The sequence below is a fragment of the Nocardioides ginsengisoli genome, from assembly GCF_039537225.1.
GTDB classification, from domain to species: domain Bacteria; phylum Actinomycetota; class Actinomycetes; order Propionibacteriales; family Nocardioidaceae; genus Nocardioides; species Nocardioides ginsengisoli.
In genome coordinates this window covers 148,385-170,518 of sequence record NZ_BAABAC010000049.1, presented here as the reverse complement: position 1 = coordinate 170,518, position 22,134 = coordinate 148,385, and the positions used below count along the sequence as shown (strand labels likewise).

At 72.3% G+C, this 22,134-nt stretch carries 25 protein-coding genes; 11 read left to right on the top strand and 14 right to left on the bottom strand.

Annotation, left to right across the window (positions count from 1 at the left end):
* The 4 genes from AB4880_RS24525 to AB4880_RS24510 form a co-directional block, all read right to left on the bottom strand.
* The coding region (locus tag AB4880_RS24525) for a DinB family protein (RefSeq protein WP_367921849.1) at nucleotides 1-341 on the bottom strand (341 nt) is incomplete at its 3' end.
* A 43-nt stretch (nucleotides 342-384) separates the two neighbouring features.
* Nucleotides 385-2,289, bottom strand: a complete 1,905-nt coding sequence (locus AB4880_RS24520) for a hypothetical protein (protein ID WP_367921848.1) — start codon at nucleotides 2,287-2,289, stop codon at nucleotides 385-387.
* Nucleotides 2,290-2,293: 4 nt separating this feature from the next.
* The gene (locus AB4880_RS24515) at nucleotides 2,294-3,367 is read right to left on the bottom strand and encodes a hypothetical protein (protein WP_367921847.1); all 1,074 of its coding nucleotides are present in this window, start codon (nucleotides 3,365-3,367) and stop codon (nucleotides 2,294-2,296) included.
* A gap of 50 nt (nucleotides 3,368-3,417) precedes the next feature.
* Nucleotides 3,418-3,870 carry a hypothetical protein gene (locus AB4880_RS24510; RefSeq protein ID WP_367921846.1) on the bottom strand — a complete coding sequence of 151 codons (453 nt, stop codon included), beginning with the start codon at nucleotides 3,868-3,870 and terminating at the stop codon, nucleotides 3,418-3,420.
* A gap of 181 nt (nucleotides 3,871-4,051) precedes the next feature.
* On the opposite strand from AB4880_RS24510, the gene rpe reads away from it, so the two are divergent.
* Nucleotides 4,052-4,717 carry a ribulose-phosphate 3-epimerase gene (gene rpe / locus AB4880_RS24505; RefSeq protein WP_367921845.1) on the top strand — a complete coding sequence of 222 codons (666 nt, stop codon included), beginning with the start codon at nucleotides 4,052-4,054 and terminating at the stop codon, nucleotides 4,715-4,717.
* Between the two features lie 21 nt (nucleotides 4,718-4,738).
* On the opposite strand, the gene AB4880_RS24500 is transcribed toward rpe, so the two are convergent.
* Nucleotides 4,739-5,077, bottom strand: coding sequence for a hypothetical protein (locus AB4880_RS24500; RefSeq protein ID WP_367921844.1), 339 nt, complete (start codon nucleotides 5,075-5,077; stop codon nucleotides 4,739-4,741).
* Nucleotides 5,074-5,325, bottom strand: a complete 252-nt coding sequence (locus tag AB4880_RS24495; RefSeq protein WP_367921843.1) for a hypothetical protein — start codon at nucleotides 5,323-5,325, stop codon at nucleotides 5,074-5,076. The genes AB4880_RS24500 and AB4880_RS24495 overlap by 4 nt, the downstream gene beginning before the upstream one ends.
* A gap of 33 nt (nucleotides 5,326-5,358) precedes the next feature.
* Between AB4880_RS24495 and AB4880_RS24490 the strand changes: the two genes are divergently transcribed.
* On the top strand, nucleotides 5,359-5,817 hold the full coding sequence (locus tag AB4880_RS24490) for an MOSC domain-containing protein (protein ID WP_367921842.1): 459 nt from the start codon (nucleotides 5,359-5,361) through the stop codon (nucleotides 5,815-5,817).
* Between the two features lie 64 nt (nucleotides 5,818-5,881).
* Here the strand turns inward: AB4880_RS24490 and AB4880_RS24485 are convergent, their stop codons facing one another.
* From AB4880_RS24485 to kstD, 3 genes are all read right to left on the bottom strand, one after another.
* A complete protein-coding gene (locus AB4880_RS24485; protein WP_367921841.1) occupies nucleotides 5,882-6,322 on the bottom strand; it encodes an OsmC family peroxiredoxin in 441 nt (146 codons plus the stop codon).
* A gap of 84 nt (nucleotides 6,323-6,406) precedes the next feature.
* Nucleotides 6,407-7,312 carry an enoyl-CoA hydratase ChsH3 gene (chsH3, locus tag AB4880_RS24480; RefSeq protein WP_367921840.1) on the bottom strand — a complete coding sequence of 302 codons (906 nt, stop codon included), beginning with the start codon at nucleotides 7,310-7,312 and terminating at the stop codon, nucleotides 6,407-6,409.
* On the bottom strand, nucleotides 7,312-8,985 hold the full coding sequence (kstD, locus tag AB4880_RS24475) for a 3-oxosteroid 1-dehydrogenase (RefSeq protein WP_367921839.1): 1,674 nt from the start codon (nucleotides 8,983-8,985) through the stop codon (nucleotides 7,312-7,314). Before kstD ends, chsH3 begins: the two co-directional genes overlap by 1 nt.
* Nucleotides 8,986-9,139: 154 nt before the next feature.
* Here kstD and hsaA point away from each other — a divergent pair, with 154 nt between their 5' ends.
* From hsaA to AB4880_RS24450, 5 genes are all read left to right on the top strand, one after another.
* A complete protein-coding gene (hsaA, locus tag AB4880_RS24470; RefSeq protein WP_367921838.1) occupies nucleotides 9,140-10,327 on the top strand; it encodes a 3-hydroxy-9,10-secoandrosta-1,3,5(10)-triene-9,17-dione monooxygenase oxygenase subunit in 1,188 nt (395 codons plus the stop codon).
* A gap of 1 nt (nucleotide 10,328) precedes the next feature.
* Entirely contained in the window at nucleotides 10,329-11,219 is an 891-nt protein-coding gene (hsaD, locus tag AB4880_RS24465) for a 4,5:9,10-diseco-3-hydroxy-5,9,17-trioxoandrosta-1(10),2-diene-4-oate hydrolase (protein ID WP_367921837.1), read from the top strand.
* Nucleotides 11,219-12,115 (top strand): iron-dependent extradiol dioxygenase HsaC, encoded by an 897-nt coding sequence (gene hsaC / locus AB4880_RS24460; protein WP_367921836.1) that lies wholly within the window; start codon nucleotides 11,219-11,221, stop codon nucleotides 12,113-12,115. Before hsaD ends, hsaC begins: the two co-directional genes overlap by 1 nt.
* Nucleotides 12,116-12,137: 22 nt before the next feature.
* Nucleotides 12,138-12,782 carry a flavin reductase family protein gene (locus tag AB4880_RS24455; RefSeq protein ID WP_367921835.1) on the top strand — a complete coding sequence of 215 codons (645 nt, stop codon included), beginning with the start codon at nucleotides 12,138-12,140 and terminating at the stop codon, nucleotides 12,780-12,782.
* Between the two features lie 89 nt (nucleotides 12,783-12,871).
* Entirely contained in the window at nucleotides 12,872-14,140 is a 1,269-nt protein-coding gene (locus AB4880_RS24450; protein ID WP_367921834.1) for a trypsin-like serine peptidase, read from the top strand.
* A gap of 2 nt (nucleotides 14,141-14,142) precedes the next feature.
* Here the strand turns inward: AB4880_RS24450 and AB4880_RS24445 are convergent, their stop codons facing one another.
* From AB4880_RS24445 to AB4880_RS24435, 3 genes are read right to left on the bottom strand one after another with little or no spacing between them, the layout of a single operon-like run.
* Nucleotides 14,143-15,135, bottom strand: a complete 993-nt coding sequence (locus AB4880_RS24445; protein ID WP_367921833.1) for an acyl-CoA dehydrogenase family protein — start codon at nucleotides 15,133-15,135, stop codon at nucleotides 14,143-14,145.
* Nucleotides 15,135-16,034 carry an acyl-CoA dehydrogenase family protein gene (locus AB4880_RS24440; protein WP_367921832.1) on the bottom strand — a complete coding sequence of 300 codons (900 nt, stop codon included), beginning with the start codon at nucleotides 16,032-16,034 and terminating at the stop codon, nucleotides 15,135-15,137. Before AB4880_RS24440 ends, AB4880_RS24445 begins: the two co-directional genes overlap by 1 nt.
* Nucleotides 16,031-17,200, bottom strand: coding sequence for an acyl-CoA dehydrogenase family protein (locus AB4880_RS24435; protein WP_367921831.1), 1,170 nt, complete (start codon nucleotides 17,198-17,200; stop codon nucleotides 16,031-16,033). Before AB4880_RS24435 ends, AB4880_RS24440 begins: the two co-directional genes overlap by 4 nt.
* A 97-nt stretch (nucleotides 17,201-17,297) precedes the next feature.
* Here AB4880_RS24435 and AB4880_RS24430 point away from each other — a divergent pair, with 97 nt between their 5' ends.
* The 3 genes from AB4880_RS24430 to AB4880_RS24420 are packed head-to-tail and all read left to right on the top strand — an operon-like array spanning nucleotide 17,298 to nucleotide 20,506.
* The gene (locus AB4880_RS24430; protein WP_367921830.1) at nucleotides 17,298-18,506 is read left to right on the top strand and encodes an acyl-CoA dehydrogenase family protein; all 1,209 of its coding nucleotides are present in this window, start codon (nucleotides 17,298-17,300) and stop codon (nucleotides 18,504-18,506) included.
* Between the two features lie 2 nt (nucleotides 18,507-18,508).
* Nucleotides 18,509-19,312, top strand: coding sequence for an SDR family oxidoreductase (locus AB4880_RS24425; protein WP_367921829.1), 804 nt, complete (start codon nucleotides 18,509-18,511; stop codon nucleotides 19,310-19,312).
* A 30-nt stretch (nucleotides 19,313-19,342) separates the two neighbouring features.
* The gene (locus tag AB4880_RS24420; protein WP_367921828.1) at nucleotides 19,343-20,506 is read left to right on the top strand and encodes an acetyl-CoA C-acetyltransferase; all 1,164 of its coding nucleotides are present in this window, start codon (nucleotides 19,343-19,345) and stop codon (nucleotides 20,504-20,506) included.
* A 73-nt stretch (nucleotides 20,507-20,579) separates the two neighbouring features.
* Here the strand turns inward: AB4880_RS24420 and AB4880_RS24415 are convergent, their stop codons facing one another.
* Entirely contained in the window at nucleotides 20,580-21,275 is a 696-nt protein-coding gene (locus tag AB4880_RS24415) for a PilZ domain-containing protein (RefSeq protein WP_367921827.1), read from the bottom strand.
* 81 nt (nucleotides 21,276-21,356) lie between these two features.
* Between AB4880_RS24415 and AB4880_RS24410 the strand changes: the two genes are divergently transcribed.
* Entirely contained in the window at nucleotides 21,357-21,737 is a 381-nt protein-coding gene (locus tag AB4880_RS24410) for a VOC family protein (protein ID WP_367921826.1), read from the top strand.
* A 22-nt stretch (nucleotides 21,738-21,759) separates the two neighbouring features.
* On the opposite strand, the gene AB4880_RS24405 is transcribed toward AB4880_RS24410, so the two are convergent.
* Nucleotides 21,760-22,125 (bottom strand): hypothetical protein, encoded by a 366-nt coding sequence (locus AB4880_RS24405; RefSeq protein WP_367921825.1) that lies wholly within the window; start codon nucleotides 22,123-22,125, stop codon nucleotides 21,760-21,762.
* Between the last annotated feature and the right edge of the window lie 9 nt (nucleotides 22,126-22,134).

The following is a 22,134-nucleotide window of genomic DNA, read 5'->3' as shown; positions in this document are numbered from 1 at the left end:
AGGTCGGCGGAGATCTCCGCCGGCGGCAGTGAGCCGTAGGCCGCCGCCGCCGCGTCCTGGTCCCAGTTCGCGAACGCGGGGTCGTCGAACGACAGCATCGTGGCCAGGCGCGCCGGGAGCAGCCGGCACAGGTCGCGGACGTGGGCGGCGTACTCCACCGGCGACCACACCTCGGGCGCAGGACGTACGGCCGCCGTCGCGCCGAGCAGCACCGCCGCCCAGCCCGGCAGTGCGCTGCGCACCCGCGTGGCCGCCTCGGCGGGCGTCAGCCCGCCGGGGGCGAAGCCGCACTCGGGGCAGCCGGTGTCGAGCACGAACGTCCAGTTGCGGGTCTCGGGCACGGACCCGATCATGCCCGACGGCGCCGGCGGAGACGACCGAGATTCAGGCGCCGTTGATCGAGAACGAGCGACTGGTGCTCGTGGTGTTGCCGGCCGCGTCCCGCACGGTCACGTCCAGCGTGTAGCTGGTGCTGTTGAAGTTCGGCTGCCCGTTGTTGCCCTGCCAGGCCAGCGGGTTCGACACCCACACACCGCCCGACAGCGTGAGCGCGACCGGCGTGCTGCAGTTGGCCGAGTCGAACGTCGTCGAGGCGGTGCCGCTCCAGCATCGCCCGCCCGACTTCGTCAGCACGACCGTGACGCCGGTGACGCCGACGTTGTCGCTGGCGGAGACGCAGATCCGGCCGGCGGTGTTGGGCTGGTTGCACGCCATGGCGGTCCAGCCTCCGGTGGCTCCGGCCGCCGGGCGGATGGTCCCGATCGTCGGGCCAGTGGTGTCGGCCGGCGCGCTGACCGCGAACGAGACGGACGCCGTCGGCGCGGGCGCCCAGGTCGTGTTCCCGGCCTGGTTGGCCTCGACGACGCAGGTGCCGGCCGCGACGTAGGTGATGACGGCGCCGTTCGTTCCGCTGCTGGTGCAGACGGCGGGCGTCGTGGTCGAGAAGACGACCGGGTTGCCGGAGCCGCCGCCGGTCGCCGTCGCGGTGTAGCTCCCGGGGACCGTCGCGCTCGACGGCGAGGTGAGGCCGGTGATCGTCTGTGCCTTGCGGGTGACGGCGATCGTCTGGGTCACCTGGGCGGCCGCGAGGTAGTCGGCGTTGCCGGCCTGGTTGGCGGTGACCGTGCAGGTTCCCTGGGCGAGGAAGGTGACCGTCGCGGCGCCCGGTCCGGTGGCGGACAGGGAGCAGACACCAGGCGTGCTGCTGGCCAGGACGACGGCGTTGCCGGAGCCGCCGCCGGTGGCGGTGACGGCGTAGGTGTCGCCGACCTTCGCGTCCGCCGGCGGGGTCGACGTGAAGCTGACGGCCTGGGCCGCGGGGGAGATGGCGAACGCCTGCTGCACCTGCGGCGCCGCCGCGTAGTTCGCGCTGCCCGCCTGGTTGGCGTCGATGGTGCAGGTGCCCGCCTTGAGGTAGGAGACCACGCCACCGGAGATCGAGCAGTTGGCCGACGTGGTCGCGTCGACGGTCAGCACCACCGCGTTGCCGGACGCGCCGCCCGTCGCCGCCGGGTGGTAGCCGCTGCCGCCGACCGTCGCGCCGGTCGGCACGGTCGTGGTGAAGCTGATCGCCTGGGTCGCCTGGGCGACCGTGAAGGACTGCTGGACCTGCGGAGCGGCCGCGTAGTAGGTGCTGCCGGCCTGGTCGGCGTTGATCTTGCAGGCGCCGGCGCCGACGAAGGTGGTGGTCGCGCCGTTCACGCCGGTCGAGGTGCAGACGGCCGGCGTCGCGCTGGAGAAGACGACCGGGTTGCCAGAGGCGCCGCCGCTCGCGCTCACGGTGTACGACGCCCCGCCGTACGTCGGCGCGTTCGGCGTGGACGTGAAGGTGATCGACTGCGACGCCTGGGCGACGGTGACCGGGTCGCTCGGCGCGGACGCCGTCGTCCACGTGCGGAGGACGGCGGTGACGACGTACCGCGCGGTGCCGATCGGCACGCTCTCGACGGAGCAGGAGAGGCTCGTCGTGGTGCAGACGTCGACGGCCGGGCCGGACGCCGGCACCCGCTGCACGCGATAGCTCGCGGGGGCGGCCCCGCCGACGGGCGCCGTCCAGCTGACGTCGACCCGACCGGTGCCGGAGGTCGAAACCGCGGTGACCCCGGTCGGTGCGTGCAGGTCGCCGGCGGTGGCGGAGCCGGTGCCGTTGCCGTCGGACCCGAAGTACGCCGCGGCGACGCCACCGAGCGAGGTGCCGACGACCAGGATCAGCAGGACGGCGAGCAGCGGGCGGATGCTCCGGCGCGCGGTGGTCGCGACCCGGCCGGGCGCGCGGTGACGACGGCTCATCGCTTCACGCCCCGTTCCCGGCACCGGTGTAGGCGAGCCGCACCTTCGCGCCCTTGCAGGCGTCCTGGTTGGTCGGGAGGTTGAACATCCGGACGGCGGGCCACTGGGCGCGCGGGACCCCGAGCTGCGAGAGCGTGCGGGTGCTGTTGGCCGGGATGGTCAGCGGGAAGGGCCCGCTGTAGTCGTCGATGGCGTAGTTCTGCGTGCCGCAGCCCGCGGTGTCGGTCGACGTGACGCTGACGCCGAGCCCGGTCACCGTCATCGCGGCGCCGTGCGGGTTGGTGAGCGCGAGGTCGATCGCGGCGCGTTCGCCGCCGGGCGTGAGGGTCCGGTCGGGCTGGCCGGCGATCGGGAAGCGGGGGTAGGTCTGCGGCACCACGACGAGGTACGCCGACGCCGTTGCCGAGGCCAGCAGCGCCTTGCCCTTCACGGTGATCAGGTAGGCGCCCGGCACCACGTCGGTGCCGGTGGTGACCTTGATCGTCGCGGTGTTGCCGAGGATGGACAGCGACGGGCTGACGGTCGCGGTGGCGTTCTGCGGCACGCCGCTGACGGTGAGGCCGATCGCGCCGGCGAGCAGGCCGCGGTCGATGGAGAGCGTGTACGTCGTGGACGCGCCGTCGACGACGGTCGCGGCCGGAGGAGACAGGGTCATCGTGAAGCCGGTCGGCAGGCTCACGACGAGGGTCACGGTGACGCTCGCCGACTGTCCGCCGGCGGTCGCGGTGATGGTGAGGGCATAGCTGCCCACGGGCGTCGACGCGCTCGTGCTGATCGCGACGACCGCCGGAACGCCGTTCAGGGCCGGGTTGGGCAGGATCGCCACGCTGGCGCCGACGGGTGCGCCGGTCACGCTCAGTTGCACCGGGCCGAGCAGTGAGCCCGGCTGGCTGACCGTGACGGCGACGACCGCCTGGGCGCCGACGGCGACGCCCACGGACGTCTGGTCGGCCCGCACGGTGAGCCCCACCCCCACGGTGGTCGCGGTCGGTGCGATGGCGCTGCCCCCGAACGATGCGGCCAGGAGGGCGGCGAGCAGCAGCACGAGCAGACGGATCCGTCCGGGATGCCTGCGCATGGGCTCTCCTTCCTCCTGGCCGCGGTCGCTCGGAACTCAGTCGGGCGAGGTCAGCTCGCGGCGACCTTGAGGTTGACCGTCACGCCCTTGCAGGCGTTCTGGTTCTGGCCGGTCTCGATCATCTGGATCGTGAACGTGCCGTTGACCGTGGCGCCGGCCGCGACGTCGCCGTACGCGATGGTGGTGGCGCTGATGTCGAAGTCCGCGGCCGTGCAGCCGGGGTTGCTGGTGCCGGTCACCGACGCGACGGTGCCGTTGAGGTGCTGGACACCGCTGTTGTCGTTCTTGACGGAGAAGTGGACCGTGTCGGTCGGGCCGTTCGGCGTGAGATTCGCGAGCGAGACGTTCTCGACGCTCACGGTCCAGGGGGTGGAGGTGCCGGTCGTGGCCGAGCCGGTGCCTTCGCCCGTGCTGGTCCAGTACGCGAACGCGACGCCGCCCGTGAGGACGACGGCACTGGCCGCGCCGACGACGACGACCTTCTTCCGGGTCATGCGGATCATGAGAGAACCTCTTCTGACTGGTGAGCTGCCGATGAAGGGAATCGGCGTCCCGTAGCTCTCCCGAGAGGGTCGGCGCGCGGCCCGAACACGCGCGCGTCGAGCCTTCAACGGGACCGCGGGCGAGGGTGTTACGTCGGCGCGGGTAAAGACTCGGCGAGCGGACCGCTTAGACTGACGGTCCGTGGGCCACATCCAGATCACCCCGTCGATCCTCAACTCCGACTTCGCCCGTCTCGGCGAGGAGGTCGCCCGGATTCCCGGCGCCGACTGGGTGCACGTCGACGTGATGGACAACCACTTCGTCCCCAACCTGACCTTCGGCCCGACGATGGTCGAGGCGCTGGCGCGGGTGAGCCCGATCCCGCTCGACGCCCACCTGATGATCGAGGACGCCGACCGCAACGCCCCGGCGTACGTCGAGGCGGGCTGCGGCTCGGTGACCTTCCACGTCGAGGCGGCCAAGGCGCCGGTTCGGCTGGCCCGCGAGATCCGCGCGGCGGGCGCCCGCGCGTCCATGGCCCTCAAGCCCGCGACGCCGATCGAGCCCTACGAGGACCTGCTCCCCGAGCTCGACATGCTGCTCATCATGACGGTCGAGCCGGGCTTCGGTGGCCAGAAGTTCCTCGACCTGTGCCTGCCGAAGATCCGCCGGGCGCGCGCGATGCTCGACAAGCACGGCATCGAGACCTGGCTGCAGGTCGACGGCGGCGTCTCGCTGGAGACGATCGAGCGTTGCGCCGAGGCGGGCGCCGACGTCTTCGTCGCGGGCTCCGCGGTCTACTCGGCCGAGGACCCCGACAAGATGGTCGCCGCGCTGCGCGACAAGGCCGCGGCCGTACAAGCCTGACCCCGCGCCCGGGTCGCACTGCTAGGCGGCGGGCGGTTCGCCGATCTCGACCGGCACGTCGCCCCGGTTCTCCTCCAGCCAGCCGATCACCTGCTCGAGCGCCCCGAGGCCGGACGGTCCGACGACGGCCGTCAGCGCCGCGGCTGCCGGCGACATCCCGAACGCCTGCCCCAGTCGGGCCGCCAGCGCGCCGGCGCCGTTCACGGAGATGTCGCGGTCGTCGCGGGCGATGAATCGCAGCACGGGGAGATGGCGTGCCTCGTCGACGTACGGCGGCACGATCTCCCACCACCCGACCTCGACGAGCTCGACGTTCGCCCAGAGCAGCATCGCGCCGGCGTCCGTGCTCTGCATGGTCACGCCGACGCCGTCGAGGTGGAGGCCGGCTCGAGCTGAAGAAGCGGCCGCGACCAGAGCCGGTAGCCGCCCCAGCCAGCGATCACCAGGCCGGTCAGGGCGAGCATCAGGGCGTCGATGACGTCGACCCGGTCGAGGGCCTGGGTGCCGGTCGCTGCGAGCGACGTGACGATCAGCACCGCCCCGATGACGAGCGCGAGCCAGGGGAGCCGGGGCGGGTTGCCGGCGGGTGCGGGCAGCCGGACGTCCATGGGCCGCACCCTAGGGGACAGTAGCCTCGAGCCGTGGACCACCCTCCCGTCGTCGCCGCGCTCCATATCGCCAAGGCGAGTCGCCTGCCGATGCAGGCCAAGGACGTCGTCGAGGTCGAGGCCGGTCGCGGGATCGTCGGCGACCGCTACCACGGCACCCGGCACCGGCACGTGACCGTGCAGAGCCGGGAGCGCCTCGACGAGGCGGCGGCGGCGTACGGCAGCCCGGTGCCGAGCGAGCTGACCCGGCGCAACGTGACGATCAGTGCGGGCGCCGTACCGCGCGACCCGGGCGCGCGGATCCGGATCGGCGAGGTGCTGCTCGAGGTGGTCCGGGTCGCGGCGCCGTGCAAGCTGCTCGACGACACGATCGGCGCCGGAGCGCAGGAGGCGCTCCGACGCCGGGCCGGGACGGTGTTCCGGGTGCTCGAGGGCGGGACGATCCGGGTCGGTGATCGGGTGGACTTCCTGACGGAAACTGGCGCTTCCTGACCGTTGCAACCGTCAGGAAGCGCAGGAATCCCCGCTGAAGCGGGGATTCCTGCACCCGCCGCGCTCAGCTCTCCAGCGCCGCGTCCAGCGTGATCTCGGTGCCGGTGAGCGCCTTGCTCACCGGGCAGCCGACCTTGGCGGTCTCGGCGGCGGCGAGGAATCCGGCGTCGTCGAGACCTTCGACCTCACCGCGGACGGTGAGCTTGACGCCGGTGATCCGGATGCCGCCGGCCGGGTCGGCGCCGAGGGTCACGGCGGCGGAGACGTCGAGCGCGTGTGGGGTCCCGCCGGCCTTGGCGACCTCGTTGGAGAGCGACATCGCGTAGCAGGCCGAGTGGGCCGCGGCGATGAGCTCCTCGGGGCTGGTGGCGCCGTCGGCGTCGTCCGCGGACCGCTTGGGGAACGAGACGTCGTAGGTGCCGAGGCCGGAGGAGGTCAGCTCGACCTGTCCGGAGCCGTCCTGGAGCCCGCCGTTCCAGGCGGTGCGTGCGGTGCGAGTGGGCATGGCAGACCTTTCGTCGGGGACGTGCCCCAACGTAGCCCGGCGGCCCACCCGAACGACAGGCTCAGGACCGGGCGGGCTCAGGGCTCAGGCCGGGGTGAGCACGCAGTCGGCGAGCACGGGCGAGCCGTCGCGGTCGCCGCCGTCGCCGCCGTCGCCGCCGTCGATGGTCGCCGAGCCGATGATCGCGTCGCCTTCGCGCCAGCCGGCCACGCGGATCGTCTCCCCGGGGAAGACGACGCCGGCGAACCGCCCGGTGAAGCCGCCCACCCGCGTCGCGTCGCCGCCGAGCAGGCCGTCGGTGAGCTCGCGCAGCACGATGCCGTAGGAGCACAGGCCGTGCAGGATCGGCGCCGGGAAGCCGGCCGCCTTGGCGAAGCCGGGGTCGGCGTGCAGCGGGTTGCGGTCGCCGCAGAGGCGGTAGAGCAGGGCCTGCTGCGGCGTCACGGCGTACGACGACACGTGGTCGGCAGCGCGGTCGGGCACGACCACGGGCTCGGCCGAGCCGCGGTCGCCGCCCCAGCCGCCCTCGCCCTTGACGAAGATCGACGAGCGCACCCGCCAGAGCTCTTCGCCGGCGCCGTCGGAGCCGGCGGTGGCGACGCCCTCCTGCCAGATGACGGCTGCCTTGCCCTTGTCCCAGATGTCGGTGATCGTCGTGCGCACGGTCGCCGTGCCGGACGTCGGGAGCGGGCCCGACACCGAGATCGCCTGCGAGCCGTGCACGACCTGGGCGAGGTTGATGTCGCAGCCGGGGAGGTCGAGCGGCGGCGGGTTGGTCTCGTGGAAGGTCGGCGCCACCACGCCGAACGACGGCAGCACCTGCAGCGCCGCATCGTCGAGCGTGTACCGCAGCGCGGCCGGGTCGAGGTTGTCGCCGGCGCGCGAGCCCGCGCCGATGCCCAGGTGGTAGAGCAGGACGTCGGACTCGGTCCACGAGAAGGTGCGCGAGCCGAGGTCGGCTCCGATCGCGACGGACGGGTCGATCGGCATCAGCTGTTCTCCTTGGCTGTGTTCTCGGCGATGTCCTCGGCGGCCAGGTAGCCGAACACGATGGCGGGTCCGATGGTGCCACCCGGGCCGGGGTAGGTGTTGCCCATGACGGCCGACGAGACGTTGCCGGCGGCGTACAGGCCGGCGATGACGGTGCCGTCCTCGCGCAGCACGCGGGCGCGCTCGTCGGTGACCAGGCCGCCCTTGGTGCCGAGGTCGCCGGGGACGATCTTGACCGCGTAGAACGGGCCCTTCTCGATCGGCGCGAGCGAGCAGTTCGGCTTGACCGTGGGGTCGGAGTAGTACTTGTCGTAGGCCGACTCGCCGCGATGGAAGTCCTCGTCGACGCCCGCGCGGGCGAAGCCGTTGAACCGCTCGACGGTGGCGTCGAGGGACCCCTCCGGCAGGCCGACCTTGGCGGCCAGCTCGGCGAGGGTGTCGGCCTTCACGACGACGCCCTCCTTGTACCAGCGGCCGGGGAAGGGCTGACGGCCCGCGACGCCCGCGAACAGGTAGCGGTTGCGGTAGGTCTGGTCGAAGACCATGTACGACGGCACGTGGTCGACGCCGGTGGCCTGGCCCTTGTAGATCTCGTGCGTGGCCTCGACGTAGGGGAGCGCCTCGTTCATGTAGCGCGCGCCCGCGGCGTTGACGATGATCGAGCCGGGCAGGTTGCGCTCGGCCAGGCAGAACCACGCCCGGCCGGGGAGCGGGATGGTCGGTCCCCACCAGGCGTCGTCGAGCAGGTCGGTGGCCGCGCCGGCCGCCGTACCGGCGAGCAGGCCGCCGCCGGTGTTGGACGCCGCGCCCGTCGACCAGGTCGACGAGGTCGGCTGGGGGAGGAACTTCTCGCGCAGCTCCTGGCTGTGCTCGAAGCCGCCGGAGCCGAGGATGACGCCGCGGGTGGCGCGGATCTCGCGGCGCTCGCCGCCGGTCTCGACGACGACGCCGACCACGCGGCGGTCCTCGACGAGCAGGTCGAGGAGCGCGGTGTCGTAGGCGACGGGGACGCCGGCGTCGACGAGGCCCTTGCGCAGGCCGATCGCGATCGCGTTGCCCATCGCGAACATCTTCTTGCCGGTCACCATCGCCAGCAGGCGCTTGAGCATGACCTTGAGCATGGTCAGCGGGCCCTTGATGGTGCGCAGGCCGAGGCTGATCTTGCGGAAGTCGGCCTGGGTGACGATCAGGTTCGCCGGCGCCTTCGTGTACGGCGGGTGGAGGCGCTCGAGCTCACTGCCGAGGAAGCGCGCGTCCAGCGGGACGGGCTCCACGCTGCGCCCGCGGGGACGGCCGCCGGGCTGCTCGGGCAGGTAGTCGGCGTACTCGGGCACCCAGGTGAACCGCAACGGCGTCTTCGCCTTGAGGAAGTCGAGCACCTCGGGGCCGCGGTCGAGGTAGGTGTCGCGGCGCACCTTGGGGACGACGTCGCCCACGATGGAGTCGAGGTAGGTCTTGGCGGCCTCGCGATCGCCCGCGTCGACCTGGCCGGCGGCCTGGAGCGCGTAGTTGCCGGGGATCCACACGCCGCCGCCGGAGCGCGCGGTGGAACCGCCGAAGTAGCCGCTCTTCTCGACCAGCAGCGTGTCGAGTCCCTGGTGCGCGGCGGTCAGCGCGGCCGACATGCCGGCACCGCCGGCGCCGACCACGACGACGTCGTAGGAGTCCTTCATGCGAAAAACTGTAACAGGTTCTAGTGTCGGGGTGACGCCATGTCCGCCGCACTCGCCACGCGTCCCGAACGAGGCGGTCGGCATGTCCGACTTGCCAAAAGTAGAACGTGTTCTACCATTGGTCCCACAGTTTGTCGCACACACAGGAGCTCCCATGTACCAGGACTTCACTCCCGAGGTGAACGGCGTCCTCGCGGGCGTGCGTGACCTGCTCCCGACCATCCGCGAGCGCGCGGAGGAGGGCGAGCGCCTCCGGGTGATCCCGGACGCCTCCATCAAGGAGCTCGAGGAGACCGGCTTCTTCCGCCTCCTCCAGCCGAAGCGCTACGGCGGCATGGAGGCCGACCCGGTCGCGTTCTACACCGCGGTCCGCGACATCGCCTCCGCCGACGGCGCCACCGGCTGGGTCTCCAGCGTCGTGGGCGTCCACCCGTGGCAGGTCGCGCTCTTCGCCGACGAGGCCCAGCAGGCCGTGTGGGGCGACGACCAGAGCGTGCGCCTGTCGTCGTCGTACGCGCCGACCGGCAAGGCCGTCATCACCGAGGGCGGCTTCACGCTCTCGGGCAAGTGGAGCTTCTCGTCGGGCTCCGACCACTGCGCGTGGGTGCTGCTCGGCGGCCTCGTGTTCAACGAGGAGGGCCAGGTCGTCGACTTCCGCACCTTCATGGTCCCGCGGGAGAAGTACCAGATCGTCGACGTCTGGAATGTCGTCGGCCTGCGCGGCACCGGCTCCAACGACATCGTGGTCGAGGAGACGTTCATCCCCGAGGCGTTCACGCTCTCGATGGGCGAGACCGGCCAGTGCAGGGGCCCGGGCCAGGCGGTCAACACCAGCGACCTCTACAAGCTGCCGTTCCACTCGATCTTCACCTCGACCATCGCCACGCCGATCATCGGCATGGCCAAGGGCGCGTACGCCGAGCACGTCGAGATGCAGCAGAAGCGCGTCCGTGCGGCCTACCTCGGTGAGAAGGCGTCGCTCGACCCGTTCGCCGCCGTCCGCATCGCGCGGTCGTCGTCCGAGATCGACGCGGCGTGGGCGCTGCTGATGAGCAACATCCGCGAGGAGCAGGCGTACGTCGCCCGCGGCGAGCAGATCCCGCTCGAGCTGCGCCTGCGCGTCCGGCGCGACCAGGTGCTCGGCACCGCGCGCTCCATCGAGGCGATCGACGCGCTCTTCGAGGCCTCGGGGGGTCGGGCGCTCGCCGAGGGCACCTACCTCCAGCGGGCGTGGCGCGACGCGCACGCCGGCCGGGTGCACGCGGCGAACGACCCCGAGCGCGCGCTGCAGATGTACGGCGCGCAGCAGTTCGGGCACAAGGTCGACCCGGGGATGTACTGAGATGGCCGACTTCTCGAAGGAGGCCACCCGCCGCTCCGCCCAGGTCAAGACCGAGGCGGCCGGCGAGATCACCCTCGACTACTACGAGGCGGGGGAGGGAGCCGGTCGGCTGCCGCTCGTGATGCTTCACGGCGGCGGCCCCGGTGCCTCGTCCTGGTCGAACTTCGGCCCGGCGCTCGGGGGCTTCGCCGCCGAGTACCGCACCCTCCTCGTCGACCAGCCCGGCTTCGGCGGCTCCGACAAGCCGCCGGTGGTGGGCAACTACTACCGGTTCGCGGCCGACGCGGTGGTCGCGCTGCTCGACGAGCTGGGCATCGAGAAGGTGCACCTGCTCGGCAACAGCCTCGGCGGCGGTACGGCGATGCGCCTGGCGCTCACCTACCCCGACCGGGTGGGGCGGCTGGTCCTCATGGGACCGGGAGGGCTCTCGCTCAACCTCTTCCACGCCGACCCGACCGAGGGCGTGCAGCGACTGATGGACTTCGGCGCCAACCCCAGTCGTGAGTCGCTGCGCGCCTTCATCTCGACCATGGTCGTCAACCAGGGCCTGGTCACCGACGAGCTCGTCGAGGAGCGCTTCGCCGACGCCACCGCGCCCGGCGCGCAGGACGCGATGCGCTCGATGGGCATGTCCTTCTGGAACCCGGAGACCGCCGAGGACGGGATGCTCTGGCGCGAGGCCCACCGCCTGCGCAAGCACACCCTGCTCACCTGGGGCCGCGAGGACCGCGTGAACCCGCTCGACGGGGCCTTCGCGGCGCTCAAGCTGATCCCCAAGGCTCAGCTGCACGTCTTCCCGAACTGCGGCCACTGGGCGCAGATCGAGGCGGCCGACGAGTTCCGCGAGGTTGCCGTCAGCTTCCTGAACCGCCACCGAGAGAGGGGCGCCTGATGACGATCGACATCAAGTCGATGGGCTACATCCGGGTCGCGAGCACCGACCTGGACGCCTGGAAGACCTTCGCCGGCAAGGTCCTCGGCCTCGCCGAGGGCCGCGGCCCGGACCCGGACAACCAGTACTGGCGCATCGACGAGGTGTCCGCGCGCCTCGTGGTGTTCCCGTCGGACGTCGACCAGCTCGACTGCACCGGCTGGGAGCTCGCCGACCACCAGGCGCTGCAGGCCGCCCGCGAGCACCTGCAGAAGGCCGGCGTGGAGTTCGAGGAGGGCACCCGCGAGGAGCTCGCCGAGCGCCGCGTCCAGGAGCTGGTCCGCTTCCGCGACCCGTGGGACAACGTCTTCGAGCTGTTCCACGGCATCACCTACGAGGCGCGGCCGGTCGTCACGCCGTACGCCGCGACCTTCGTGACCGGCGACCAGGGCATGGGCCACATCGTCGTCCCGGTGCTCGACGACGTGGAGGCGCTGCGCTTCTACACCGAGGTGCTCGGCTTCCGGCTGCGCGACTCGATGAGCATGCCCGGCGAGTTCGTCGGCAAGGAGCCCGGCAGCAAGGTCTGGCTGCGCTTCCTCGGCGTCAACCCGCGCCACCACTCGCTGGCGTTCCTGCCGATGCCGAACCCGAGCAAGTGCGTGCACGTGATGCTCGAGGTCGACAAGCTCGACCACGTCGGCCGCGCGCTGGAGCGGGTCCGCAAGCACGGCGCTCCGCTGTCGGCGACGCTCGGGCGGCACATGAACGACGAGATGATCTCGTTCTACGTGAAGTCGCCCGGCGGCTTCGACGTCGAGTTCGGCACCGAGGGCATGACCGTCGACGACGCCCGCTGGGTCGCCCGCGAGTCGACCGCGGTCTCGTACTGGGGCCACGTGTTCGGCGGACAGTGAGTTGAGCACTAACGTGACGGACGTGAGCGAGATCCCCGACGGCATCAGCCCGGACGCCAGGGAGACCTGGCCGCACCCCGAGCTGATCCAGTCCTGGCTCGGCGACGCCGACGTCGACTTCGAGCTGCGGCCCGGCGAGGAGGTCGCGGTTCACGACGACCCGGAGGCCCAGGCCGCGGCCCGCCGGTTCCGCGACGTCCTCGGCTGCTTCGCGTCGGGGATCGCCGTCATCACCACGATGAGCGGCGACGAGCCGGTCGGCATGACCTGCCAGTCGTTCTCGTCCGTCTCGCTCGACCCGGCGCTGATCACGTTCATCCCGGCGCGCTCCTCGCGCGCCTGGCCGCTGATCCAGCGTGCCGGCCGGTTCTGCGTCAACATCCTCGCCGCCGACCAGGAGCACGTCTCCGGCCAGATGGCGACGAAGGGGATCGACAAGTTCGCCGGGATCGGGTGGCAGCCCGCCAAGGTGACCGGGTCGCCGGTCATCGACGGCACCCTGGCCCACCTCGACTGCACGATCCACGCGGTCTACGAGGGCGGCGACCACTTCATCGTGGTCGGCAAGGTCGAACATCTCGAGGCCGCTGCCGCCGGCGACTCGGCGGGCGAGCCGCTGCTCTACTTCCAGGGTCGCTACCGCACCACGGACTCCTCGGCGACGTAGCCTCGGGCGCCGCTCGCGCGTTGATCCCCCCGATCGAGCTACGACGAACGGCCTGACGAACGGCCTGGCGAACGGCCTTGGGGGGATCGATGCCGACGACGCACCGACGGGGAGTCGCCGCGCTGGCGTGGCTCCTGCTGGCCGGTCTCCTGGCGGCCACGCCGACCACGGCGACCGCGGTCGCCCAGGGGCCGGTCGCGACCGACCCGGGGGCGTACTGGACGCCGCAGCGGATGCGCGACGCGCAGCCGCTCGACCTGGCCGGCGACGCGCCCGGCGCGGGCCGCTCGACCACCCGCGCGGGCGGATCGACGCCGGTCGTGCCGCCCAAGAGCGTCGGACGGCTGTTCTTCTCCGACGCGACGAGCGACTACTCGTGCTCGGCCGCGGCCGTCAACACCCCCGAGCGCAATGTCGTCATCACCGCCGGGCACTGCGTCAACACCGGTGCGAGCCGGGTGCTGCTCGGTGGCTGCCGGGCCGGCCGGTACTTCACGAACTTCGCGTTCGTGCCCGCCTACGACCACGCCGATCGCCCGTACGGCGTCTGGGCCGGCGTCCGCGCCGTCGCCCAGGCGCAGTGGATCACCGAGTGCGACGACACCGTCCACGACCAGGCCGTGATCGCGGTCGCGCCGCACAACGGCCACAACCTGGTCGACGTGGTCGGCGGCAACGGCCTGGCCTGGAACTACCCGGCCCGCGAGGACGGCGTCCGGGTCGTCGGCTGGCCCGCCGAGGCGCCGTACGACGGTGAGGGCGCGCAGCAGTGCGCCGGCCCGACGACGCCGTCCTTCGACTCGACCGACGCCCAGATCGCGTGCCCGATGAACGGCGGCGCCAGCGGCGGCCCGTGGTTCGTGAGCATGGTCAACCGCGACGTCGGGTTCATCTGGGCGGTCACCTCACGCCGTACGACCTCGGGGCCGCCCACCCTGCTCGCGCAGCCGTTCGACGCCTCGATCGTCCAGCTCCTCGCAAGCCTGCGCACGGCCGCCCGCCCGGTCGCGGGCCGCGCCCAGGCGTCGGGCCGGCCGCTGCGGATCACCGCGTCGGAGTCCGTCGCCGGTCGCGGCCAGGGCTACACGCTGCGGGTGCGCGCGAAGGCCGGCAGCCGGGTCGTGGTGCAGGTGCGCAGCACGCCGGGTGGGCGGTGGCGGCAGCTGACCGCGGTCCGGCTGCCGGCGAGCGGCGTCGCCTACCTGGCGCGGCCGAGCGTGCGGGTGGGGCCGGTCTGGTACCGGCTGCACCAGGGGAAGCGGAACAGCCGGAAGGTCGGGGTGACCGTCCGGCCGTGTCCGCTGCCGCTCGACCGGCGCGCCGCCGCGGTGGCGCGCTGCTCGAGCCCGTCGGCCTGAGCTCAGAGCGCGACGGCCGCCCGGTGGCGGTGCGGTGCCCCGAACAGCTGCCCGAGCGCGTGCGCGCGCTTGAACACCAGGTGCGCGTCGTGCTCCCACGTGATCGCGATGCCGCCGTGCAACTGGACGCACTCGCTGGCGGCGAGGGCCGCCGTCTCGATCGCGTACGACGCCGCGGAGTGCGTCAGGAAGGCGGCTTCGTCCGCGTCGGTGTCGGCGTCGGCCAGCGCGTACGACGCCGCCCAGCTCGCCGAGCGCGCCATCTCCACCCGCGCCAGAACGTCGGCCATCCGGTGCTTGAGCGCCTGGAAGGAACCGATCGCGCGCCCGAACTGGACGCGCTCCTTGCTGTAGTCGACGGTCATCCGCAGCGCCCGGTCGGCCAGGCCGACCGCGAGGGCCGCGACCGCGGCCGCGCCGACGAGCTCGGCCCGCTCGCGCGCAGCCCTGCCGTCGCCGATCACGGTGAGCTCGGCGTCGGTGAGGTCGAGCCGGGCGAGCCGGACGCTCTGGTCCATCGCCTCGACCCACGTCGCGGTGGCGCCGGCGATCTCGACGAGGTCGTCGCCGCGGACGGCGAGGACGATCTCGGCGCGGTCGCCGTCGAGCACGGCGCCCTCGTCGAGCGCGATGGTCGCGATCTCACCCGCCGCGATGCGGGGGAGCAGTCGCTTCTTGGCCTCGTCGGAGGCGCCGGCGAGTAGCGCCTCGGTGGCCACGGTCGTCGCCAGGAGCGGCGACGGTGCGATCGTGCGGCCGAGCTCCTCGAGCACCACGGCGGTCTCGAAGAAGGTGACGCCGACGCCGTCGTACTCCTCGGGGACGGCGAGCGCCGTCACGCCGATCTGCTCGCACAGCGTCGCCCACAGCGCCTCGTCGTACCCCTGCTCGGAGGTCGACGCGGCTCGGACGGCGGCCGAGTCGGCCCGCTTGTCGAGCAGGCCGCGGACGGTCGCCGCCAGCTCGGCCTGGTCCTCGCTCAGCTCGAACTGCATCACGCGCTCCGGAGGGTGTCGAGGATGCGGGCCCGGTGGGCGGCCGGCGTGCCCCAGGCGGTGACCAGCGCGCGGATCTTGGTGATCCAGACGCTGAGGTCGAACTCCTGGGTGTAGCCGATCGCGCCGTGGACCTGGAGTCCGGTGCGGGAGGCGAGGTACGCCGCGTCGGCGCACGCCACCTTGGCCGCCGACACCGCACGCGGGGTCGGGTCGAGCGCCGCGCCGTAGACGAGCGGACGCGCGAAGTCGAGCGCGATCCGGACGTCGGCCAGCTTGTGCTTGATCGCCTGGTACGACCCGATCTCGCGGCCGAACTGCTTGCGCTGCTTGACGTAGGTGACCGCGTCGGCGAGCACCCGCTCGCCCGCCCCGAGCAGCTGGGCGGCGGTCGCCAGGACCGCGAGGTCGTAGGCCGCGGCGGTGTCGCCCGGCGTCTCGACGGCGTCGCCGGCGGTGACCTCGAACAGGTGGCGGGTGCGATCGACGGAGACCGCGGCGGCGCCGACGACGGCCGTGCGCAGGCCCGCGCCGTCGATGACATAGGCCTGGTCGGCGACGTCGGCGTCGAGCGCGTACGACGACTCCGGCGCGGCCACGGTGGCGACGCCCTCGGTCTCGGCGCCGAGCGCGAGCGGCAGGTAGGCGGCCGACTCGACCCACGGGCCGGGGACGGCGTGCCGCCCGAGCGCCTCGAAGGCCACGCAGACCTCGACCGGCGACGCCTCGGTCGCGAGCATGGTCAGGCCCTGCTCGGCGAGCCGGTCCCAGAGCTTGAGGCCGGCGGCGTGGTCGCCCTCGGCCCAGCTGCGGGCGGCGCCGACGCTGTCGGAGGCGGCCAGGAGCGCGTCGAGGGACGCCGCGAAGTCCTGCTGGTCGGTGGTGAGCTCGAACCTCACTGCTGTGCTCCCTTCGCCTCGCGGGGCAGACCCAGGATCCGCTCAGCGACGATATTGCGCTGGATCTCGTTGGTGCCGGCGTAGATCGGGCCGGACAGCGAGAAGGTGTAGCCGTCGAGCCACCGGGACTCGAGCTCGGCGTCGGGGCCGAGCAGGTCGAGCGCGGTCTCGTGCAGGGCGACGTCGAGCTCGCTCCACCAGACCTTGTTGACCGAGCCGCGCAAATTCAGATCGTTGCCGATGTCGCCGCCGCGATCTGACTTGGCGAGCTTCGTGACCGTGCCCCAGGTGTAGAGCCGGTAGGCCTCGGCCTTGATCCACGCGTCGACCACACGGTCGGCGACGCGCGCGTCGGGCCGCTCGTCGTACAGCGCGAGGAGGCGGTCGGCTGCGGCGGTGAAGCGGCCGGGGGAGCGCAGCGAGAGGCCGCGCTCGTTGCCGGCGGTGCTCATCGCGACCCGCCAGCCGTCGCCCGGCGCGCCGAGGACGTCGGCGTCGGGGACGAAGACGTCGTCGAAGAAGACCTCGGCGAAGCCCTCCTCGCCGTCCAGCTGCGCGATCGGGCGCACCGTGACGCCCTCGGCGTCGAGCGGGAAGAGGAAGTAGGTGAGCCCGGCGTGCTTCTGCGCCTGCGGGTCGCTGCGGAACAGGCCGAAGCCCCAGTGGGCCAGCGCGGCGCGCGAGCACCAGATCTTCTGGCCGTTGAGGACCCAGCCGCCGCGGTCGTCGTCTCGGCGGGCGGTGGACTTGAGGGAGGCGAGGTCGGAGCCGGCCTCGGGCTCGCTCCAGCACTGCGCCCACACGCGCTCGGCGGTCGCCATGGTCGGGAGGAAGCGGTCCTGCTGGTCCTGGGTGCCGTGCTCGAAGATGATCGGCGCGAGCAGGAAGATGCCGTTCTGCGACACGCGCAGGGGCGCGCCGGCCCGGTAGTACTCCTCCTCGAAGATGATCCACTCGATGAGGGACGCCTCGCGGCCGTGGTAGTCCTTCGGCCAGGACACGACCGACCAGCGGTCGGCGGCGAGCTTGGCCTCCCACTCCTGGTGCAGGACGAAGCCCTCCGCGGTGTCCAGCGACGGCAGCGGCTCGGCGGGTACGTTGGCCGCCAGCCAGGCGCGAGCCTCGGCCTGGAAGGCCAGCTCGGACTCGCTCAGTTCGAGATCCATGTCAGTTCGTGTTCCTCATCCGGTGGGGGACCGCTGTGGGAGAAATCTAGGTCCATGCGGTGCGTGAACCAAGCATTTGCTTGGTAGGGTAGCAGCCATGAACCTGACCGAGGGTGCTGAGGACCGCGCATTCCGCGTCGAGATCCGGGAATGGCTGGGCGACCACCTGACCGGCGAGTGGGCGACGTTGCGGGGGCTGGGCGGCCCGGGCCGCGAGCACGAGGCCCACGACGAGCGTCTGGCCTGGAACCGGCACCTCGCCGAGCACGGCTGGACCGCCGTCGGCTGGCCGACCGAGCACGGCGGCCGCGGCCTGTCGCTGTGGCAGCAGGTGATCTTCCACGAGGAGTACGCGCGCTCCGACGCGCCGGCCGGCGTCAACCACCTCGGCGAGCAGCTCCTCGGCCCGACGCTCATCGCGTTCGGCACGCCGGAGCAGCAACAGCGCTTTCTGCCCGAGATCGTCGGCGTCCGCGAGCTGTGGGCGCAGGGCTACTCCGAGCCCGGCGCCGGCTCGGACCTCGCCAACGTCCAGACCCGCGCCCGCCTCGACGAGGCCACCGGCGAGTGGGTGATCGAGGGCCAGAAGGTGTGGACGTCGCTCGCGCACCTGTCTGACTGGTGCTTCGTCGTCGCCCGCACCGAGCCCGGCTCGAGCCGCCACCAGGGACTCTCCTTCCTGCTGGTGCCGCTGCGCCAGGACGGCGTCGAGGTCCGCCCGATCGAGCAGCTCACCAGCGGCTCGGAGTTCAACGAGGTCTTCTTCACCGGCGCCCGTACGTCGGCCGACCTCGTCGTCGGCGAGCCCGGCCGCGGCTGGGGTGTCGCGATGGGCCTGCTCGGCTTCGAGCGCGGCGTCTCGACCCTCGGTCAGACCGTCGGCTTCGCCCGCGAGCTGGAGAGCGTCGTCGCCCGCGCCAAGGACAACGGCTCGATCGACGACCCCGTCGTCCGCGACCGGCTCGCCGCGCTCAAGACCGAGCTCGCCGTGATCCGCAGCTACGCCCTGCGCGCGCTCGCCCTCGTCGAGGGCGGCCAGGACTCCGCCGCCGGCGGGGGAGCGGGCTCGATCTTCAAGCTGGCCTGGGCCAACTGGCACCGCACGCTCGGCGAGGTGGCCATGGACGTCGCCGGCCGCGACGGGCTGCTGACGCGGACGTCCGGCACGCCGTACGACCTCGACGACCACCAGCGCCTCTTCCTCTTCTCGCGTGCCGACACGCTCTACGGCGGCAGCGACGAGATCCAGAAGAACATCCTCGCCGAGCGTGTGCTCGGCCTGCCCCGCGAACCCAAGGGAGCCTGACCATGACTGCAATGCGACCCGAGCAGCCGACCCCCGACTACGTCCCCGGCCACGACTTGCTCGCCGGCAAGGTGGTCGTCGTGACCGCGGCCGCGGGCGCGGGCATCGGCGCGGCCGTCGTCCGCCGTGCGCTGGAGGAGGGTGCGAAGGCCGTCGTGTTCAGCGACACCCACGAGCGCCGGCTCAAGGAGGCCGAGGAGGCGCTGGCCGCAGAGTTCGGCGCCGACCGCGTGCGCCAGCTGGTCTGCAATGTCACGCTGGAGGAGGACATCACGGCCCTCCTCGACGCGGCCGAGGAGTTCGGCGGCGTCGACATCATGATCAACAACGCGGGTCTGGGCGGCACCGACTCGATCCTCGAGGTCACCGACGAGACCTGGAACCGGGTCATCGACATCACCCTCACCGGCACCATGCGCGCCACCCGCGCGGTCGGCCAGCGCTTCGTCGCGGCCGGCAAGAAGGGCGTCATCGTCAACAACGCGTCCGTCATCGGCTGGCGCGCGCAGGAGGGTCAGGCCCACTACGCCGCCGCGAAGGCCGGCGTGATGGCGCTGACCCGCTGCTCGGCGCTCGACCTTGCCCCGCACGGCATCCGCGTCAACGCGGTCTCGCCGTCGCTGGCCATGCACCCGTTCCTGGAGAAGGTGACCTCGCCCGAGCTGCTCGTCGAGCTCAAGCAGCGCGAGGCGTTCGGCCGCGCGGCCGCGCCGTGGGAGGTCGCCAACGTGATGGTGTTCCTCGCGAGCGACTACTCGTCGTACCTGACCGGCGAGGTCATCTCCGTCAGCAGCCAGCACGCCTGATCGTCCACCCCCACCACCCAAGGAGAAGCCATGGCTGAGGCCTATATCGTCGACGCGGTCCGCACCGCCGTGGGCAAGCGCGGCGGCGCGCTCGCCGGCGTCCACTCCGCCGACCTCGGCGCCCACTCGCTGAGCGCGCTCGTCGACCGGACCGGCATCGACCCGGGCGCCGTCGACGACGTCATCCTCGGCTGCTGCGACACGATCGGCTCGCAGGCCGGCGACATCGCCCGTACGGCGTGGCTCGTGGCGGGCCTGCCCGACCACGTCCCTGGTGTGACGATCGACCGCCAGTGCGGCTCGTCGCAGCAGGCCGTCCACTTCGCGGCGCAGGGCGTCATGTCCGGCACCCAGGACCTGGTGGTCGCCGGCGGCGTGCAGAACATGAGCGCCATCCCGATCTCCGCGGCGATGCTCGTCGGCCAGCAGTACGGCTTCTCGACGCCCTTCGCCGAGTCGCCCGGCTGGATCAAGCGGTACGGCGACCAGGAGGTCAGCCAGTTCCGCTCGGCGCAGATGATCGCCGAGAAGTGGGACATCACCCGCGAGGACATGGAGCAGTACGCGCTCGCCTCGCACGAGCGGGCCCGCGCCGCGATCGCCGAGGGGCGCTTCACGAACGAGATCGCGCCGTTCACGCTCGCCGACGGCAGCGTCTTCGACACCGACCAGTGCCCGCGCGAGACCTCGCTGGAGAAGATGGCCGGCCTCGAGCCGCTCGAGCCCGGCGGCCGGATCACCGCCGCCGTCGCCTCGCAGATCTGCGACGGCTCCGCCGCCATGCTCATCGCCTCCGAGCAGGCGGTCAAGGACCACGGCCTCACCCCGCGCGCGCGGATCGTGCACCTCTCGGTGCGCGGCGACGACCCGGTCTGGATGCTCACCGGCCCCATCCCCGCCACCCAGCACGCGCTGGCCAAGGCCGGGATGACGATCGACGACATCGACCTCTTCGAGTGCAACGAGGCCTTCGCCTCCGTCGTCCTGGCGTGGATGAAGGAGACCGGTGCCCCGCACGACAAGCTCAACGTCAACGGCGGCGGCATCGCCCTCGGTCACCCGATCGGCGCCACCGGCGCCCGGCTGATGACCACGCTGCTCAACGAGCTGGAGCGCACCGGCGGCCGCTTCGGCCTGCAGACCATGTGCGAGGGCGGCGGCCAGGCCAACGTCACCATCATCGAGCGGCTCTGACCGCTCCCTTCGGGGAGTCGTGTGCCTGAGAACCCGGATATCCGGGTTCTCAGGCACACGACCCTCGCCTGGGTCAGGTACGGCGGCGGCGCTGCCGCTCGGCCGCGAACACCACGGACCGCAGCTGGTCGCCGTGGACCTTCGGGTCGGTGAACTCCACCGCCACCCCGGTCCCGCCGCTCGCGAAGTCGACATGACGGATCACCCGGGCCGGCTGGCTCAGGTTGTGACCGTCGAGGCGGACCGTCACCTCGATCTCGGTTCCCGGCGCGGGCGGCTCGCTCCGGACGGACGCCAGCAGGCCGCCCTCGCTGAGGTCGACGACCACGCCGTGCAGCTCGATCGGCTCGACTGGTTCGGGCGTCTCCGGCTGCGGCTGGTCTTCTGCGCAGTCGGCGGGCTCGCGCCAGCGGAGCAGGACCGGCACCGGGATCCGCGCGCGGAAGTACGCCCGCTGCTGCAGCCGGGTCGCCGGCGCGCTCGGGCAGAGGACCCATACGTCGCCGTACGCGCGACGGCCGGGGCGCGTGCTGACCGCGCACTCCATCCGCCCCAGCGGGTACGTCCACGCCAGGGTCGCGTCGAAGTGGTGCTCGCGCGGGTCGAGGCCGGCGGGTGGCGCGACGACCAGCCGGGTGGATCCGTCGGGCTGCGGCTCGAGGTCGAGCACCTTGGTCTCCATCGCCATCGGGCTGCCGGAGGTCGGGCGCAGCGTGAGCGCGACGGACTGCAGCACGCCGGGATGCACGTCCGGTGCCGTGAGGTGCATGTCCCCCTGATCGGCCGGACGACCCGGAATCTGAGGCGGAATCTGAGGCGGTTGTCGGCGCATCCTGGTTCGATGGGCCGCATGATCGATCACCTCGGCATCAACTGCGCCGATCTCGCTGCGTCCAAGTCCTTCTACGACCAGGTCCTCGCGCCCCTCGGCTACGGTCGCGTCCTCGACTACGACGTCGCCGTCGGCTACGGCGTCGAGGGAGACCCGGCGTTCTGGTTGAGCAGCTATGCCGACATGCCGGCGCAGCGCGAGGTCCATGTCGCGTTCAAGGCCGCCGACGTGGCCGCCGTCCAGGCGTTCTTCGAGGCCGCCGTCGCCGCGGGCGCGGAGGTGCTCCACGAGCCGCGCCCGTTCCCCGAGTACCACCCCGGCTACTACGGCGCCTTCGTCCGCGACCTCGACGGCAACAACATCGAGGCCGTCTTCCACGCTTACTCCGCGCCGGCCTGAGCCGACCCCCGCACGGGGAGGCTCAGAGCACCGTCCACCAGATGCCGACGATGCCGGGCACCAGTCCGAGGAGCAGCCACGGCGACTTCCACGAGCGGCCGTTGAGGATCAGCGTCGCGGCGATGCCTCCGACGAGGAAGGCCGACGCGATCACGTTGAGCCCGATCCGGGCGTCGGAGCGCGCGGCCGACACGTGGTCGGCGGCGATCACGAAGCCGGCCGAGAGGTGGATGATCGTGGTGATGACCAGGACCGAGACCACCCGGCGCTGCACGCGCTGAAGGCGCTCGAGGTCGCGCGGGTCGGGCGCCTTGCGCGGGGCGTTGGGGTCCATCAGGTGACGACGGCGCGCGGGGCTCGCCGAGCCGGAGGGCGACGTCTGGTTCACCGGCCCAGG

What these genes read in the sequence shown, in the direction of transcription:
- hsaA (WP_367921838.1), top strand. Translation starts at nt 9,140, where the DNA reads ATGTACCAGGACTTCACTCCCGAGGTGAACGGCGTCCTCGCGGGCGTG.
- kstD (WP_367921839.1), bottom strand. Translation starts at nt 8,985, where the DNA reads ATGAAGGACTCCTACGACGTCGTCGTGGTCGGCGCCGGCGGTGCCGGC.
- chsH3 (WP_367921840.1), bottom strand. Translation starts at nt 7,312, where the DNA reads ATGCCGATCGACCCGTCCGTCGCGATCGGAGCCGACCTCGGCTCGCGC.
- AB4880_RS24415 (WP_367921827.1), bottom strand. Translation starts at nt 21,275, where the DNA reads ATGCACCTCACGGCACCGGACGTGCATCCCGGCGTGCTGCAGTCCGTC.
- AB4880_RS24410 (WP_367921826.1), top strand. Translation starts at nt 21,357, where the DNA reads ATGATCGATCACCTCGGCATCAACTGCGCCGATCTCGCTGCGTCCAAG.
- hsaD (WP_367921837.1), top strand. Translation starts at nt 10,329, where the DNA reads ATGGCCGACTTCTCGAAGGAGGCCACCCGCCGCTCCGCCCAGGTCAAG.
- AB4880_RS24420 (WP_367921828.1), top strand. Translation starts at nt 19,343, where the DNA reads ATGGCTGAGGCCTATATCGTCGACGCGGTCCGCACCGCCGTGGGCAAG.
- AB4880_RS24495 (WP_367921843.1), bottom strand. Translation starts at nt 5,325, where the DNA reads ATGGACGTCCGGCTGCCCGCACCCGCCGGCAACCCGCCCCGGCTCCCC.
- AB4880_RS24430 (WP_367921830.1), top strand. Translation starts at nt 17,298, where the DNA reads ATGAACCTGACCGAGGGTGCTGAGGACCGCGCATTCCGCGTCGAGATC.
- AB4880_RS24520 (WP_367921848.1), bottom strand. Translation starts at nt 2,289, where the DNA reads ATGAGCCGTCGTCACCGCGCGCCCGGCCGGGTCGCGACCACCGCGCGC.
- AB4880_RS24515 (WP_367921847.1), bottom strand. Translation starts at nt 3,367, where the DNA reads ATGCGCAGGCATCCCGGACGGATCCGTCTGCTCGTGCTGCTGCTCGCC.
- AB4880_RS24485 (WP_367921841.1), bottom strand. Translation starts at nt 6,322, where the DNA reads ATGCCCACTCGCACCGCACGCACCGCCTGGAACGGCGGGCTCCAGGAC.
- AB4880_RS24435 (WP_367921831.1), bottom strand. Translation starts at nt 17,200, where the DNA reads ATGGATCTCGAACTGAGCGAGTCCGAGCTGGCCTTCCAGGCCGAGGCT.
- AB4880_RS24425 (WP_367921829.1), top strand. Translation starts at nt 18,509, where the DNA reads ATGACTGCAATGCGACCCGAGCAGCCGACCCCCGACTACGTCCCCGGC.
- AB4880_RS24445 (WP_367921833.1), bottom strand. Translation starts at nt 15,135, where the DNA reads ATGCAGTTCGAGCTGAGCGAGGACCAGGCCGAGCTGGCGGCGACCGTC.
- hsaC (WP_367921836.1), top strand. Translation starts at nt 11,219, where the DNA reads ATGACGATCGACATCAAGTCGATGGGCTACATCCGGGTCGCGAGCACC.
- AB4880_RS24450 (WP_367921834.1), top strand. Translation starts at nt 12,872, where the DNA reads ATGCCGACGACGCACCGACGGGGAGTCGCCGCGCTGGCGTGGCTCCTG.
- AB4880_RS24510 (WP_367921846.1), bottom strand. Translation starts at nt 3,870, where the DNA reads ATGATCCGCATGACCCGGAAGAAGGTCGTCGTCGTCGGCGCGGCCAGT.